Genomic DNA, 15100 nt, shown 5'->3' on the forward strand with positions numbered 1-15100 from the left:
GCTTGGTGCGTGGATGTCACGCATGCCTGGAGTCTGCGGGACTCCACCGCACTCTCACCGTCACTACGGCGCCTTGAGAGCACCCATGCACGATGACGACGAACAGCGAGGGGCCAGGGCCGCGCGGGTCCGCCGGGAGGCCGCCCGTGTGCTGAGCGGGCTCGGCCGCGAGGACGGACCCCGGCCGGTGGAGGCCGTGCTCGTCGTCGACGCGCATCCCACGATGCGGGTGTGGGACGAGGCCGTCGAGGAGGATCTGGCCGGGGAGCTGGAGCGCTCCGGGCGCTTCGTCCGGGTGCGGCTGGTACGGCTGCTGGGGACCGACGAGACGGATCCCGCGCAGGCGCGCACCGAGGAGCCGCTGGGCGCGCCGGCCGCGGGCGTGCGCCGGGTGGTCCTGGTGCTGACCGACGGCATCGCCACCGGCTGGCGCCTGGGCACCGTGCATCCGCTGCTGCGGGCGTGGGGGCGCGCGCAGCCGGTCGCCGTGGTGCAGCTGCTCCCCCCGCACCTGTGGTTCCGCACCGGGCTCGACGTGTACCGGGTGCGCGTCCGCGCCCCGCGCCCGTGGGCCGCCAACAGCACCTGGAGCTGGGCCGAGCGCGAGGCGCCGGCCGGTTCGCGGACGGACGGCGGGCCGGACGGGGAGGCGGCGGCCGTCCCGGTCGTCGTACCCGTGCTGGCGCTGTCCGGGCGGTGGGCGGCCGTGCTGCTCCGGCTGGTGTCCGGCGCCGAGTCCGAGTGGCTGGATCTGGCCGCCGTGCAGGCGCGCGAGTGGAAAAGCAGGCCCGACGCGGCGCGTGCCCTGCCGTGGGCGCAGGACGTGCCCGATCCGCACAGCCCGGTGCCGGCCGCCGAACGGGTCTCCGACTTCCGGGCCGCGGCCAGCCCCACGGCGTTCACGCTGGCCACCCGGCTGGCCGCCGCGCCGCTGAGCCTGCCCGTCATCCGGGCGCTCGTCGCCGCCACCCCGCAGGCGGGCCCGGTGCACGTCTCCGAACTGCTGATGAGCGGTCTGGTACGGCCCGTACCGGCGCGCGGCGACGGCCCGACGGACGTGGTGTTCGACTTCGCGCCCGACGTCCGCGAGGAACTGCTGGCGCTGGGCCGCCGCAGCGCGACCGCGCGGGTGCTGTACGACGTCCGGGCGTTATTGGCCGGGGACGAGTCGACCCGTTCCCCGCTGCCCGCTCCCGACGAACCGCTGGACACGCTGGCGATGCCCAGCGTCAACAGACGCAACATCACCTTCTTCCGGGTGGAGCTGACCGCGCTGCGCGCCCTGTCGGGGCGTTACGACCAGCGCGCCGCGATGCTGGCCAAGGTGCTGAGCTGGCACGATCGGCGCTACGCGGTCAGCCTGGAGAAGTTCACCCTGGACAAGACGCGCCGCACATCCACGGGATCCGAGCCGACCGCCCCGGCCTCCGGTGCGGACGGACCCGCCGCCGGGCCGGAATCCCGGACCGTTTCCGAAGGAGCCTCATCGATGCCGACACCGCCTCAGGAAGCCGTGGAGGGAGAGCGCACCGCACAGCCGCGCGTCTGGGGGAACCTGCCGCCGCGCAACCCCAACTTCACCGGGCGCGACGAGCTGCTGGAGCTGCTCGACCAGCGGCTGCGGGAGGGCACCACCACGGTGCTGCCGGAGGCAATCCACGGGATGGGCGGCGTCGGCAAGACCCAGCTCGCGATCGAGTACGCCTACCGGCACCAGTCCGAGTACGACATCGTGTGGTGGATCCCCTCCGAGCGGCCCGGACAGATCGGCCAGGCGCTGGTGGAACTGGCCCAGCGGCTGGGCCTGGTGACCACCACCGAGGCCAACATCGCGGGCCCGGCCGTGCGGGAGGCGCTGCGCGAGGGCCGGCCGTACGCGCGCTGGCTGCTCATCTTCGACAACGCCGACAACCCCGAACAGGTGCGCCACTACTTCCCGCAGGGCGGCCACGGCACCATCCTCGTCACCTCCCGCAACCGGCGCTGGGGGCAGGTGGGCGGCGCCCTCGAAGTGGACGTGTTCACCCGTGAGGAGAGCAAGGAGCTGCTGCGCCGTTCGGGGCCGCCGCTGCGGGAGGAGGAGGCCGACGCGCTGGCCGAGGCGCTCGGCGATCTGCCGCTGGCCCTGGAACAGGCCGCGGCCTGGCGGGCCGAGACCGGGATGCCGGCGTCGGAGTACCTGCGGCTGTTCGAGAACAAGCGCATGGAGCTGCTGGAGGTGGCCCCGCCGCCGGACTACCAGCTCCCCGTCGCCGCCGCCTGGAACGTGTCCCTGGACCACCTGGAGACCCGCAGCCCCGCGGCCCTGCGCCTGCTCCAGCTGTGCTCCTACTTCGCGCCCGACCCGATCTCCCGCTCGATCTTCTCCGGCCTCGGCAACAGCAGCATCTTCCCGGAGCTGGACGCCGCGCTGAACGACCCGATGCGGCTGGCCCGCGCCATAAGGGAGGTCAACCGGTACTCGCTGGCGCGGATCGACCACCGGACGAACTCCATCGAGATGCACCGCCTGGTGCAGCTGGTCCTCAACAACCGCATGTCGCCCGAGGAACAGGCCCGGATGCGGCACGGCGCGCACACCCTGCTGGCCGCCGCCGACCCCAAGGCGCCGATGGAAGCGGCGAGTTGGCCCCGGTACGCGGAGCTGTACAGCCATGTCATCGCCGCCGGGGCGGTCAAGTCCGACCAGCCCTGGGTCCGGCAGCTCGTGCGCAACATCGCCGAGTACCTGTACTGGTGGGGCGACCACGAGGTGTCGCTCGACTTCTCCGAGCAGGCGTGGACGTCCTGGCTGGAGATCTTCGGCGAGGAGGACCAGCAGACCCTGCTGATGGGGCAGTGGCTCTGCTTCATGTACTGGGTGGTGGGCCGGTTCGACGACGCGGCGCGGCTGGTGAGCCATCTGCGGGAGGTGTACGAGCGCACCGCTCCGGCGGAGGGCGAGGACAACCGGGAGGACGCGCTCGACGCGCTCCAGCTGGAGGCGGCGGTACGGCGCGTGGAGGGCAGGTTCGCCACCGGCGCCGAGCTGGACCGGATCGCGTACGACCGGGCGCACCGGGCCTTCGGCGAGGACGACCCGACCACGCTGAACATCGCGCACAACCTCTGTGTGAGCCTGCGTCTGGTCGGTGACTTCCAGGGGGCGATGGAACTCGACCAGCGCACCCTGAGCCTGAAGATGCGGCTGTACGGCCGCGAGGACCGGCGGACCCTGCACTCCGAGAACCACGTCGCCATCGACACCCGCGAGACGGGGGACTACATCGGGGCGCGCGCCCTCCAGGAGTCCGTGCTCAGCGCCTGCCAGGACGTGTTCGGCCGTGACAACCCGACCACGGTCGAGGCCAAGCGCCAGCTCAGCGAGGCGTACCGCAAGGCGGGCGACCACGCGCGGTCGCTGGAGCTGGCCACCGAGGCGCACGCCCAGTTCACCCGCCGCTACGGCGAGACGCACCCGCAGTCGCTGGCCTCCGCGCTGGCCCTGTCGATCGCGCTGCGGCAGAACGGCGACCTCCAGGCGGCCCGGACGCGGGGCGTGAAGGCCTGCGAGGGGTACCGGCAGATCTACGACCCGCACCACCCGCACGTCCTGTCCGCGGACATCGACCTCGCCGTCACCCTGCGGCTGCTGGGCCGGCCCGAGGAGGCGCGGCGGCTGGACGAGGCGGCGCTGGCCTCGCTCACCGACCGGCTCGGCGCGGGGCATCCGCTGGCTCTCGTCTGCGCCATCAACCTGGCCAGCGACCTGGCCGCCGTGGGCCGGCACGAGGAGGCGCGGGGACGCGGCGAGGACACGCTGGCCCGGTGCCGGGAGTCCTTCGGCGAGGACCACCCGACCACGCTGGCCTGCGCGGCCAACCTGTCCCTGGACCTGCTCGCGACCGGTGCCGACGCCGAGTGCAGGGCGCTGCGCGAGGACACCCTGGCCCGCATGGAGCGGGTCCTGGACGCCCCGCGCCTCCAGTCGGACTCGGGGACGCGGCACCCGGCGACGGTGCAGTTCAGGGAGCGCGGGCGGGCCAACTGCGACATCGATCCGCTGCCGTTGTGACGCGGTGCGGGGGCCGCGCCGAAGCGGCGGGCCCCCCCACGGCCGTCCGCCGGGCCGTACCGCCTCACGCCCCCAGCCAGGCCGCCAGGCGTACCGGGTCCGCGCGGCGCCCGGTCCTCGCCTCCAGCGCGTCCTGGACGGCGCGGGCGCGCTCGGGATGGTGGCGCAGGAGTCCGGCGGCGGCCTGGTGGCCGGGGTCGGCCGCGAGAGCCCGGCCGAGGCCGGCCCAGGCGGACGCCGGTGCCCCCTTGGCCGACAGCCGGGCGGCGAACGCGGCGCGGGCCGCGGCGTGTTCACCGTGGAGCAGCAGCAGTTCGGCCGGGTCCGCGCCGTCGACGCCGCCGGGGCGCCGCCAGGTTCCGCCGGGATCGCCGAGGTGGTGCCGGGCCAGGACCGCCGTGCTGTCCGAGAAGCGGACCTCGGGGTCGGGGACCAGGAGGGGCCGTGCGGTGAGCACCGGCGGCGGTTCCGGGGCGCCCTGCTGCCAGGCGCGGACCGCTTCCTCGACGGCCTGCTCCGGCGGCCGCAGGTGGTGGGCGCGCCAGCGGGCGCGGTGGTCGGCGGCTGCTTCCTCGGCCAGGCGCAGCGGCGCCTCGGGCACCTCGTCGGCCATCCAGGCGGCGCAGCGCTCGGTGAGGCACCCGACCACGTAGCGGCCGAGCGGGGTGAGCCGTTCGTGTCCGCCCACGGCGTTCAGGGTGGCCCACACCTGGGTGCGCCACAGCGCGAACTCGAAGTGCGCGAGGGGGGCGTAGGCGGGGTCGGCGGTGTGCCGGTGGGCGCGCCAGAAGCGGGTCACGCCGAAGAAGGCGTAGATGCCCTGGATCAGTCCGCCGAGCGGGCGCGGGTCGTCGCGCCAGGGGGCGTAGAGCAGGGCTTCGGGCGGCTCGGGGGCCGCCGGTGCCTCGGTCAGCGGCTCCAGGTGCATCAGTCCGCCGAGCTTGGTGTGCTGGAACTCGTGTACGAGGGTCGCGGCGAGCTGGGGGACGTCGTCGGGGCGGGACGCGGTGACGCCGCCGAAGGCGTCCCCCGCCGTGCTGCTATGCGGCCGAAACCTTTCTCTCCGGGGGGTGGGCGCCACCGACAGCAGGCCCCGCCGCATCGCGTCGGCGCTCTCCGGATCGTCGCGCAGCAGCACCTGCCAGGCCGCGGCGAGCGAGGACTCCCAGTACGCCGCCTCCGCCGGGGGCAGCAGGCTGGGCTCGCTGGGGTGCGGGAAGGTGCGGTACGGGTCCAGTTCCTCCAGCACCAGGTGCTTCGCCCGTCCCCCGGTTCCCAGCGTCGTCCGGCGCACCGGTATCCAGTCCCGCGTGCGCCGCTCCGGGTCGGCGGGTACCTCCACGGCACCGTCCGCACCGGTGACACGCACCCGGCCGGCGCGCCCCGTGACCTGCGCGGTGCCCCACGGGCCGGGGGTGGCGAGGACCGCGCAGCCCAGCGTGGGCAGCGGGACCAGGCCGTGGCGCACGGGCACGGTGATGCCGAAGTCCAGTCCGGCGCGGGCCGCGGCGGCGGCCGCGAGGGCGGCGAGATGGCCCATGACCACCCAGTGCGGCGCGTCCTCGTAGACCCGGCCCCGGATCCGGCGCACGGCGAGCGAGACCCACATGCCGGTGTTCGGGGACATCAGCAGGTCCTCGCACACCTCGGGAGCGTGTCGCTGGACGCGTTCCAGCAGGTCCCAGCCCTGCGCGAAGGCGTCGGTGCCGTCCGGGCCGGTGTCGCCGGGGCGGGCCGCGTTGCGCAGCGCCCGCAGCAGCAGGAGCCGGCGGCTGCGTTCCGCGCGCAGCAGTTCCGCGATGACCGTGCCGTCGCCCTCGCCGGCCGCGAGCGCCCGCAGAGCGGTTGCCGAGAGCCGGTGGTACGGCAGTTGTTCCCCCGTCGGCGTGGCGTCAGCGGCCACGTGTCCCCCACAGCACCCTGCTGATCACCTCGTCGGTCAGTCGAAGCGGGACGGGCTGTACGACAGCGTGATGGCCTGCGGCCCGTCGATATGGTGCAGCAGCTGCTCCAGGGACTCGGTGAATGTCCCGCCGTCCATGGAGCGCAGTGCTTCGAGGGAGATGCCCGAGAGATCGACGAGACCGGACTCGACGGCAGGCATCGGATGCTCCACGGCTGCCAAGTCCCCTCCCGTACCTACCAGTTATGCACTATCAGTGCCTTGACCAGCATGACCCAGCGCCGCACGGCCCGCAACCCTGCGGCCTCGCGGCGCCGCGAGATCGAGTCAGCCGTGAAACCGGGCGAGCCGGGCCGCCGCGCCGTCCACCCGGTCCACTTCGGGCGAGGGGCCCTCCAGCAGCCGTACCGCTTCCAGGAGTTGATCGAGGGTGCCCGGATAGCGCAGGCAGGTGCGCACGATGCCGTAGACGTCCATGCGCAGCCGGGGGTCGCGGGGGCTGTTGGCCGCCACCCGGTCACTGATGCTGTCCAGCACGAGGCCCATGCCGTTGCCGCCGCGCAGCGCCGGTACGGCGGTCAACGCGTCGACCAGCTCCGCGAGTTCGCGCAGCGGCAGGTCCCCGGGGAGTCCCGTGAGACCGACGGCCGGGCGGCGCCCCTCGACGCCGTCGGCGAGGCCGAGCGCGGGGCGCGGGGGAAGGCCGGCGTATCGCTGGAGGCGGTCCGACTCGGCGGCGGTGAGCGACTCGTACCACCGCTCCACCCGCCCCGCCGCGAGTCTGCCGAGCCCGTCGGCCCGGTGGTGGGCGCTCACCACGCCGATCACCGCGCCGCCGCACCATACGAGCGCGCCGGACATGCCCTCCCAGGGGGAGCGGTGCGGCTCGGGGTCGGCGGGCGGGGCGGCGACGGCCAGTTCCAGGGTGCCCTCGCGGAGGTTGGACAGGACGGAGACGGTGCCGGTGACATGGCAGGAGTCCCGGAACCGGCCGAGCGCGCCCCCGCCCCCGCTCTCCCGGAGCTTGAACCGCGGGAAGCCCATCGCGCTGAAGGGCAGCACCACGTCCGCGTCGGGTACGGCGGCGTAGCGCGGCGGTGCGGCGCCGCCGCGGTCCGCCGGTACGTCCTCGATCTCCAGCAGCGCGACGTCGGCGGCCCCCGCCGAGAGCACGACGCGTGCGGGGGCGCTCCACTCCCCCGGCCGGTCGGCGTCGAACCGTACCCGTACGGCCGTCGTCCCCGTGACGACATGGGCGGCCGTCAGCACATGGCCGTCGCCGACCCGGTACCCGGACCCGCGCCGCCCCGGCGTCCCCGGCACCAGCACCTCGGCGACCCGCGCCGCGTCCAGTCCCTCTTCCCCCGGTCCCCTCACGTCCGTCCTCTACCCCTCGGGCACCGGGGGTACGCGGCGCCCGGCGTCCGGGGAATCGCTCTGGGACAGCGCGGCGAGGAGCCGCAGTTTCTCGTCGCTGTCGCTGTCCTTGTCGGGGTAGTAGACGACGAGGATGACGTCCTCGACGGGCAGTTTGTCGCGGTGCAGGCGCAGATCGCCGACGACGGGGTGGTGGACGGTGGTGGTGCCGCCGTCCAGCCCGCGGACGTCGTGCCGGGCCCACAGGGTGCGGAACCGGCTGCTGGACAGGGCGAGTTCGCCGACGAGTTCCACGAAGCGGGGGTCGTCGGTGTCGTCCCCGATGGTGGTGCGCAGGGCGGCGACGAAGTCGGCGGTGGCCTTCGTCCAGTCCTGGTGGAAGGCCCGCTCCTCGGGGTCGAGGAGGAGGGAGCGCAGCCGGTTCTCGCCGGGCCGCAGACGAGGGGAGAACGCGCGGGCCATGGGGTTGGAGGCCAGCACGTCGAAGGCGCGGCCCTCCACGAACGCGGGGATCTGGAGGTGGGCGAGCAGCTGGTGCACCCGCGCGGGGACGTGCTCGGGCCGCTTGCGGCGCGGGGCCCTGGGGCGGGCCGCCGCGAGGCCGAGCAGATACGTCCGCTCGACGTCGTCCAGCCGCAGGACGCGGGCGAGCGAGGCGAGGACCTGCGGTGAGGGGTTCTTGTCCCGCCCGCGCTCCAGGCGCAGGTAGTAGTCGGGGCTGATGCCAGCGAGCAGGGCGACCTCCTCGCGGCGCAGTCCGGGGACCCGGCGGTTGCCGCCGGGCGGGAGCCCCGCCTGCGCCGGCGTGACCAGCTCACGCCGGGCGCGCAGGTAGGCGCCGAGCCGGTTGCCGGATTCCTCGTCTTTCATACCGCCACCGTAATGCGGGGCGGGTGTGCCGGCGGGGGTCCTGACAGGACCAGGGAGAACGGGGGCCCTGCCACGGCCGGCGGATGCGGCCCAGGCTGGGGAGCACCGTTTCAAGACGAACCGTCTCGGACAGAAGAGGAAAATCTGATGGATCTCACCGACCGCACCGTTCTCGTCGTCGGCGGCACCTCGGGCATCGGGCGGGAGCTGGCCCGGCGGTTCGCCGCGGCGGGCAGCACCGTGGCCGTCGGCGGCCGCAACCCCGCGGCGCTCGCGGAACTGGCCAGGGAAGGCTTCGGCACGTTCGAGGTCGACGTCACCGACGGTTCCTCCGTCGCGACCGCCCGTGACGCCGTGCTCGACCGGTATCCCGAGCTGGACACGGTGGTGACGATGTCGGGCGTCATGCTCCTCGAGGACCTGCGCGACCCGGCGCACTTCGAGGCGGCACGGGCGACGATCGACACCAATCTGCTCGGCACCATCCGGGTCGTCGACGCCTTCACCCCGCACCTGGTCGGGCGGGGCGCCGGCACCTTCGTCACCGTCACCTCCGGCATCGCCTTCCTGCCCTTCCCGCCCATGCCCACCTATGCCGCCTCGAAGGCCGCGGTGCACGCCTACTCCGAGGCGCTGCGCGCGCAGCTCGACGGCACCGGGGTCGGCGTCGTGGAACTCGTCCCGCCGGCCGTCGCCACGGCGGGCCAGGAGAAGGTGAACCCGCACGCGCTGCCGCTGGACGCCTTCGCCACCGAGGTCATGGACCTGCTCTCGGCGGAGCCCACCCCCGACGAGATCCTCGTGCGCGGCGTCCTCATGCACCGCTGGGCGGAGCGCGACGGCACCTACGCCGACCTCGTCGCCCAGCGCTCGCGCGCTCTGGCGATGCTCCCCGGCCGGGAGGGCTGACGCCCGCGGAGCCGGGCCGTCACGGTGCGTCCCGGCTGTCCCGGTGGGCCTCGGTTCGCACGGCGGGAAACTCCTGTCGCGGGTGTGGGAGGCGAGGACGCGGCGGCGGTACTCGCCGTAGGGGATGCCGGGAAGTCATCCCGGCGTATCTTCCCCGGTCACGGCCCCTCGACCCGGCGCGCGGCCTCTACCCTGCTCACACGGCCGGCTGCCGGGGGAAGCCGGACTCGGCCTCCCCCGTCGGCACGCGGTTCGTGACACCTCTCGACGGAGGCGTGCGGACATGGCATTCCCGAACCCGCTGCGCACGACGCTCTCGGGGCGTCGAGGCCGGTCCGGTGTGCCGCTCCGTGCTGGTCTCCTCTCCCCGCCGTCCGGCCCGCCGCCATTCCCGTCGCCCGCCGAAGGAGCCCCGGCCGTGTCCGAAGACCAGCCGCTCGTCCTCGACCCCACCGGTTGCGACCACCACGCCGAGCACCGGGCGCTGCACGCCCGTGGGGCGGCCACCCCCGTGGACATCCTCGGGGTGACCGCGTGGTCCGTCTCCGAGCCCGGCCTCCTGAAGCAGCTCCTGACCAGCGCGGCCGTCTCCAAGGACGGGCGCGCGCACTGGCCGGCCTTCGCCGCCACCGTCCCCACCTGGCCGCTCGCCCTCTGGGTGGCGGTCGACAACATGTTCACCGCCTACGGCAGCGACCACCGCCGGCTGCGCCGACTGGTCGCCCCGGCGTTCTCCGCCCGCCGCATCGCCGCCCTGGCGCCCGTGGTCGAGGACCTCGTCACCGGCATTCTCGACGGCCTGGAAGCCCTCCCTCCCGGTGAAGTGGTCGACCTGCGCGAGCGGTTGGCCTACCCCCTGCCCATCGCGGTCATCGGCCGCATGCTGGGCCTCTCCCCCGCCCGGTCGAGCGGGCTGCGTACGGTGGTGGACCGGGTGTTCGCCACCACCCTGTCCGCCGAGGAGGCCACGGCGAACACGGCCGTCCTCTACCGGCAGCTGGACGAGCTGATCGCGGCGAAGCGTGCCGCGCCCGGCGCCGACATGACCTCGCTGCTGATCGCCGCCCGCGACGAGGAGGGCGACGGCGGCTCCCTCACGGACGCCGAACTGCGCGGCACCCTGGTGCTGATGATCAGTGCCGGATACGAGACCACCGTCAACGTCATCGACCACGCCGTCGCCTCCCTGCTGACCGACCCCGCACAGCTGGAGCATGTCCGGGCCGGGCGGTGCGGCTGGGACGATGTCGTGGAGGAGACCCTGCGCCACGAGTCGGCCGTCAAGCACTTGCCGCTGCGCTTCGCGGTCGAGGACATCCCGCTGCCCGACGGGAGGACGATCCGGGCCGGGGAGGCCATCCTCGCCTCCTACGCCGCCGCCAACCGCCACCCGGACTGGTACGGCGGGGACGCCGACCGCTTCGACGCCACCCGGACCACCAAGGACCACCTGGCGTTCGGGCACGGCGTCCACTTCTGCCTCGGCGCCCCGCTCGCCCGCCTCGAAGTCGCCACCGCCCTGCGGCGGTTGTTCGCGCGCTTCCCCGAGATGCGGCTCGCGGTACCCGCCGGGGAGCTGCGGCCGCTGCCGACCCTGATCAGCAACGGGCACCTGGCCCTGCCCGTCCGCCTGCGCCCGGCCGGGGGGCCGGGCCCGGTTCGACCGGGTCAGCGGGTGGTGTAGCCGCCGTTGAGGAAGATCGTCTGGCCGTTGGCCCACCATCCCTCGGTCAGCAGGTGGCGGATCCACGGCACGATGTCCTCGATCTTGGTCAGCTCGCCGTTCATCGCGGACGACTTGTGGTAAGCCACGGAATCGTCGTCCTCGGCGGGGTAGAAGAACGACGTGTCCATCGGGCCCGGTGCGACGTTGTTGACCGAGATGTTCCGGCCGAACAGCTCCTTCGACAGGGCGCGGGTGAAGTGCTCGACCGGCGCCTTGCTGCCCGCGTACACGGAGTACAGGCCGGTGTACGCGGCGAGCAGCGAGGTGACGATCGTGATGATCTTCCCGCCGTCCTCCATCCGGCGCGCCGCCTCGCGCATCACGAAGAACGCGGCCTTGGAGTTGACCGCGAACATCCGGTCGTACTCCTCCTCGGTGATCTCGGTGAGCGGCTTCTTCAGCACCATGCCAGCGGTGTTGATGCTGTAGTCGAGCTTGCCGAAGCGGCTGAGCACCTCGTCGAAGACCTTCTCCACCTCGGCGACCTTCGTCAGGTCGGCCTGGACGGCGAACGCCTCGCCCGGACCCTGGTTGATCTGCGCGACGACGTCCTCGGCCTTGGCACGGGAGGATTCGCTGTTGTAGTGCACCGCGACCAGGGCGCCCTCGGCCCCGAGGGTCGTGCTGATCAGCCCGCCCAGATTGCGGGACGCGCCGCCGACGAAGGCGACCTTGCCGTTGAGAGTCTTGTCCGGGGTGCCGGCCATGACAGCCCTCCTGCGATCTTCCGAACAGGGACGGCGTGGCTCCGGCGAACGCCTGGAGCCACGTCACGACCCATGAACTCACCTGGCGGAGGGGCACGCATCTCGGACGGCCCGCGGTTGCCGACGCGCGCCGGCCGGAAATGATCGAGGGGCGGGTTTCGGATCGCTCCGAAACCCGCCCCTGATCTGCGACTGTCTCCAGTCGGGACGACAGGATTTGAACCTGCGACCCCTTGACCCCCAGTCAAGTGCGCTACCAAGCTGCGCCACGTCCCGTTGCCGTTTGACCTGCGGTTTCGCCGGTCGCAACGCGCAGGGCAACAATACCGCACTCGGCTCGGTGATCGCGCCCGGCGCAGGGGGTTGACCTCAAGTTAGGTTGAGGTTGCACGCTGTCGTCCATGACGATCACAACGGACGACCACCGCGCCCACGAGTACGCCGACCTGCCCCGGCTGATGAGTCTCATGACCGGGGACGAGAAGCACGGCCCGGCGGCCACCTCCACGCTCGATGTGCTGTGGGTGCTCTACGACCGGGTCCTGCGCGTCACGCCGGAGCGGGCGCAGGATCCGGGCCGGGACCGGTTCCTGCTGAGCAAGGGGCACGGTCCGATGGCGTACTACGCGGTGCTGGCCGCCAAGGGCTTCCTGCCGGTCGACTGGCTGCCCGGCTTCGGCGGATACGACTCCCCGCTCGGGCACCACCCGGACCGGATGCTGGTGCCGGGGGCCGAGATCGGCAGCGGCTCGCTCGGGCACGGGCTGCCCATCGGCGTGGGGACCGCGCTCGGGTTGCGGGCCCGGGGCCTCGGCGATCCCGCGGTCTGGGTGCTGATCGGGGACGCCGAACTGGACGAGGGCAGCAATCACGAGGCGATCGCCTTCGCCGGGCCCGCCGGTCTGGACCGGCTGCACACCGTCGTGGTGGACAACTCCTCCGCCAGCCACGCCCGGCCCGGCGGGATCGCCGCCCGGTTCGAGGCCGCGGGCTGGTCGGCGGCGACCGTCGACGGGCGGGACCACGCGGCCCTGTACGAGGCGTTCACCGCACCGCATCCGGGGCGGCCGCACGTCGTCGTGGCCCGCGTCGAGCCGAAGAACGCCTGACAACGCCCCCCGCGTCCCCGAAAACCTCTCTCACGCTCCGAAAGTCTCACGCTCCGAAAGGGCGACATCTCCATGGACACCATGCGCGACCGTTTCGCTCCCGTCGTCTCCCGGCTCCTGGACGAGGACCCGCGTGTCGCGGTCGTCCTCGCCGAGATCGGCAAGGACGCCTTCACCGAGGCCATCGCCCGGCATCCCGACCGGGTGGTCAACGTCGGCATCCGCGAGCAGCTGCTGGTGGGGGCGGCGGCCGGGATGGCGCTGACCGGGCTGCGGCCCGTCGTCCACACCTTCGCCAGCTTCCTGGTGGAGCGGCCGTTCGAGCAGGTCAAACTGGACTTCGGGCATCAGGGCACGGGGGCGGTGCTGGTGAGCGCCGCCGCCTCCTTCGACTGGCCGGCCGGCGGGTTCACCCATATGGCGCCGGGTGATGTGGCCCTGCTGGACACCCTGGACGGCTGGACCGTGCATGTGCCGGGCCACCCCGACGAGGCCGAGACCCTGCTGCGGCACGCGGTCGCGGCGGGCGACGAGCGGGTGTACGTACGGCTGTCCGTGCAGTCCAACCGGCGGGCGCACGCGGTGGACGGCGAGCGGTTCGTGACCTTGCGGCAGGGCCGGGCCGGTGTGGTGCTCGCGGTGGGCCCGCTGCTGGACGCGGTGCTCGACGCGACCGAGGGCATGGATGTGACCGTGCTCTACGCGACGACCGTACGGCCGTTCGACTCGGCAGGTCTGCGCCGGGCGGCCGGTGCGGCGGGGACGGACGTGGTCGTGGTCGAGCCGTATCTCGCGGGCACGTCGACCGCCGCGGTGAACGACGCCCTCGCGGACCTCCCGCATCGGGTCCTCGGCCTCGGGGTCGGCCGCCGGGAGCTGCGCCGGTACGGCACGGTCGAGGAGCACACCGCAGCGCACGGCCTGGACGCGCGGAGTCTGCGGGAACGGATCGGGGGGTTCCTGGGGGCGCGCGCCGGGGTGTGAGGCGGGGTGACGGCCGGGCGTCGGCTCGCGGCCGGGGCGCGTCCGCTCGTACCAGGTCGCGGACCGCGGGCACGGCGAGGAGGAGGGCGACGGGATCATGCCGCTGTCCTGCACCGGGCCGCGGGGCATTTCACCGGGCGGGCGGGGCGCCCAACTCCGGGTGGGATTCGTGGAGTCGGGGCGGGGCGGCCTGGCGCCAGGAGTCGGCGAGGATGTCCCGGAGTTCGGCCTCGTCCTCCAGGGCCGCGAGCCGCGCCCTGATCCAGGCGAACTGCGCCTCGTGCCCGGCGATCCAGAACTTCTCCGGCTCGGCCAGCACCAGTTCGTCCCGCTCCTCCTTCGGACAGCGCACGGCGACGGACGTCTCGTCCTCGGGCAGCGTCGCGAACATCTTCCCGGCCACCCGGAAGGTGGGCATGTTCCAGGCGGTCTTCTCCGTGGTGTCGGGGAAGGACAGCGCGATACGTCGTACAGCTTCGGCATCCGGCATGCCACGCACCGTAGCGCCGGCCACTGACAATGCCCGGTGGTCAGCCCCGCGCCGCCCCGCCCAGCGCCGTCAGCACCGGCCTGATCAGCGGATGCCCCTCCGCACCCCGGCGCACCGCGGCGAAGACGCGGCGGGTGGGGGCCACGCCGTCGACCGGCCGTACGACCACGTCGCTGAGGTCCATGCCGCGCAGCGCGGAGCGGGGCACGAGGGCGACGCCCGCGTCGGCGGAGGCGAGGGCGACCACCGCGCGGAAGTCGTCCGAGGAGTGTTCGAGGCGGGGCTGGAAGCCGGCGCTCTCGCAGGCCAGTACGACGACGTCGTGGCAGGGGTTGCCGGGGTACGGCCCGATCCAGGGGTCCTTGGCCAGCTCGGCGAGCGGCACCTCCGCCGAGTCGGCGAGGCGGTGGCCGACGGGGACCACGGCGTCGAACGGCTCGGCGTAGAGCGGGACATGGGTGAGCCGGGGGTCGTCCGCGGACGGCGCGCCCCGGTACTCGACGGCCACCGCCACGTCCACCTGCCGGTCGAGGACCATCGGCAGGCTGGCGTCGCCCTCCGCGTCCCGCACCCGGATGCGGATGCCGGGCGCGGTGCCGGCGAGGCGGGCCACGGCGGGGGCCACGACCTGGGCGATGCCGGTCGCGAAGGCCGCCACGGTGACCGTGCCGGCCTCGCCCGAGCCGTAGGCCGCGAGTTCCGCCTCGGCGCGCTCCAGCTGGGCGAGGACCACGTTGGTGTGCCCGAGCAGGATCTCGCCGGCGGGGGTGAGCCGTACGCCCTTGGCGCCCCGCTCGACCAGCCGGTGGCCGGTCTCCTGCTCCAGGGCGGTCAGCTGCTGGGAGACGGCGGAGGGGGTGAGGTAGAGGGCGGCGGCCGCCGCGGTGACCGTGCGGTGGTCGGCCACCGCACGGAGGATGTGGAGCCGCCGTGCCTCGATCATGCCCCCGATTATCCCAGGTGGAATCCCC

General features: G+C 73.6%; 12 protein-coding genes and 1 tRNA gene. 5 read left to right on the forward strand and 8 right to left on the reverse strand.

Translation table 11 applies throughout. From position 1 onward, the window contains the following. Positions 1–85: 85 nt before the first annotated feature. Positions 86–4054 carry an FxSxx-COOH system tetratricopeptide repeat protein gene (fxsT, locus tag ACZ7EC_RS03950; protein ID WP_471057459.1) on the forward strand — a complete coding sequence of 1323 codons (3969 nt, stop codon included), beginning with the start codon at positions 86–88 and terminating at the stop codon, positions 4052–4054. Positions 4055–4118: 64 nt separating this feature from the next. On the opposite strand, the gene ACZ7EC_RS03955 is transcribed toward fxsT, so the two are convergent. From ACZ7EC_RS03955 to ACZ7EC_RS03970, 4 genes are all read right to left on the reverse strand, one after another. After that, positions 4119–5957, reverse strand: coding sequence for an HEXXH motif domain-containing protein (locus tag ACZ7EC_RS03955; protein WP_471057462.1), 1839 nt, complete (start codon positions 5955–5957; stop codon positions 4119–4121). A gap of 36 nt (positions 5958–5993) precedes the next feature. After that, a complete protein-coding gene (locus ACZ7EC_RS03960) occupies positions 5994–6158 on the reverse strand; it encodes a hypothetical protein (RefSeq protein WP_397982923.1) in 165 nt (54 codons plus the stop codon). Positions 6159–6284: 126 nt separating this feature from the next. After that, positions 6285–7334, reverse strand: coding sequence for an effector-associated domain 2-containing protein (locus ACZ7EC_RS03965; protein ID WP_471057466.1), 1050 nt, complete (start codon positions 7332–7334; stop codon positions 6285–6287). Positions 7335–7343: 9 nt separating this feature from the next. Then, a complete protein-coding gene (locus ACZ7EC_RS03970) occupies positions 7344–8204 on the reverse strand; it encodes a helix-turn-helix transcriptional regulator (protein WP_471057469.1) in 861 nt (286 codons plus the stop codon). Between the two features lie 147 nt (positions 8205–8351). Here ACZ7EC_RS03970 and ACZ7EC_RS03975 point away from each other — a divergent pair, with 147 nt between their 5' ends. Continuing rightward, entirely contained in the window at positions 8352–9113 is a 762-nt protein-coding gene (locus ACZ7EC_RS03975) for an SDR family oxidoreductase (protein ID WP_471057472.1), read from the forward strand. Between the two features lie 418 nt (positions 9114–9531). Beyond that, positions 9532–10797 carry a cytochrome P450 family protein gene (locus ACZ7EC_RS03980; protein WP_471057475.1) on the forward strand — a complete coding sequence of 422 codons (1266 nt, stop codon included), beginning with the start codon at positions 9532–9534 and terminating at the stop codon, positions 10795–10797. On the opposite strand, the gene ACZ7EC_RS03985 is transcribed toward ACZ7EC_RS03980, so the two are convergent. Then, positions 10782–11546, reverse strand: coding sequence for an SDR family oxidoreductase (locus tag ACZ7EC_RS03985; RefSeq protein ID WP_471057478.1), 765 nt, complete (start codon positions 11544–11546; stop codon positions 10782–10784). The genes ACZ7EC_RS03980 and ACZ7EC_RS03985 overlap by 16 nt on opposite strands. A gap of 202 nt (positions 11547–11748) precedes the next feature. Beyond that, positions 11749–11822: transfer RNA gene (locus ACZ7EC_RS03990), tRNA-Pro, on the reverse strand. A gap of 125 nt (positions 11823–11947) precedes the next feature. On the opposite strand from ACZ7EC_RS03990, the gene ACZ7EC_RS03995 reads away from it, so the two are divergent. After that, positions 11948–12655 carry a transketolase gene (locus ACZ7EC_RS03995; protein WP_471057481.1) on the forward strand — a complete coding sequence of 236 codons (708 nt, stop codon included), beginning with the start codon at positions 11948–11950 and terminating at the stop codon, positions 12653–12655. 72 nt (positions 12656–12727) lie between these two features. Then, positions 12728–13639, forward strand: a complete 912-nt coding sequence (locus ACZ7EC_RS04000; protein WP_471057485.1) for a transketolase family protein — start codon at positions 12728–12730, stop codon at positions 13637–13639. Positions 13640–13769: 130 nt separating this feature from the next. Here the strand turns inward: ACZ7EC_RS04000 and ACZ7EC_RS04005 are convergent, their stop codons facing one another. Then, positions 13770–14129, reverse strand: a complete 360-nt coding sequence (locus ACZ7EC_RS04005) for an MmcQ/YjbR family DNA-binding protein (RefSeq protein WP_471057488.1) — start codon at positions 14127–14129, stop codon at positions 13770–13772. Between the two features lie 40 nt (positions 14130–14169). Further along, positions 14170–15072, reverse strand: coding sequence for a LysR family transcriptional regulator (locus ACZ7EC_RS04010; RefSeq protein ID WP_471057491.1), 903 nt, complete (start codon positions 15070–15072; stop codon positions 14170–14172). Between the last annotated feature and the right edge of the window lie 28 nt (positions 15073–15100).

It is taken from the genome of Streptomyces sp. NPDC037203 (assembly GCF_055605065.1).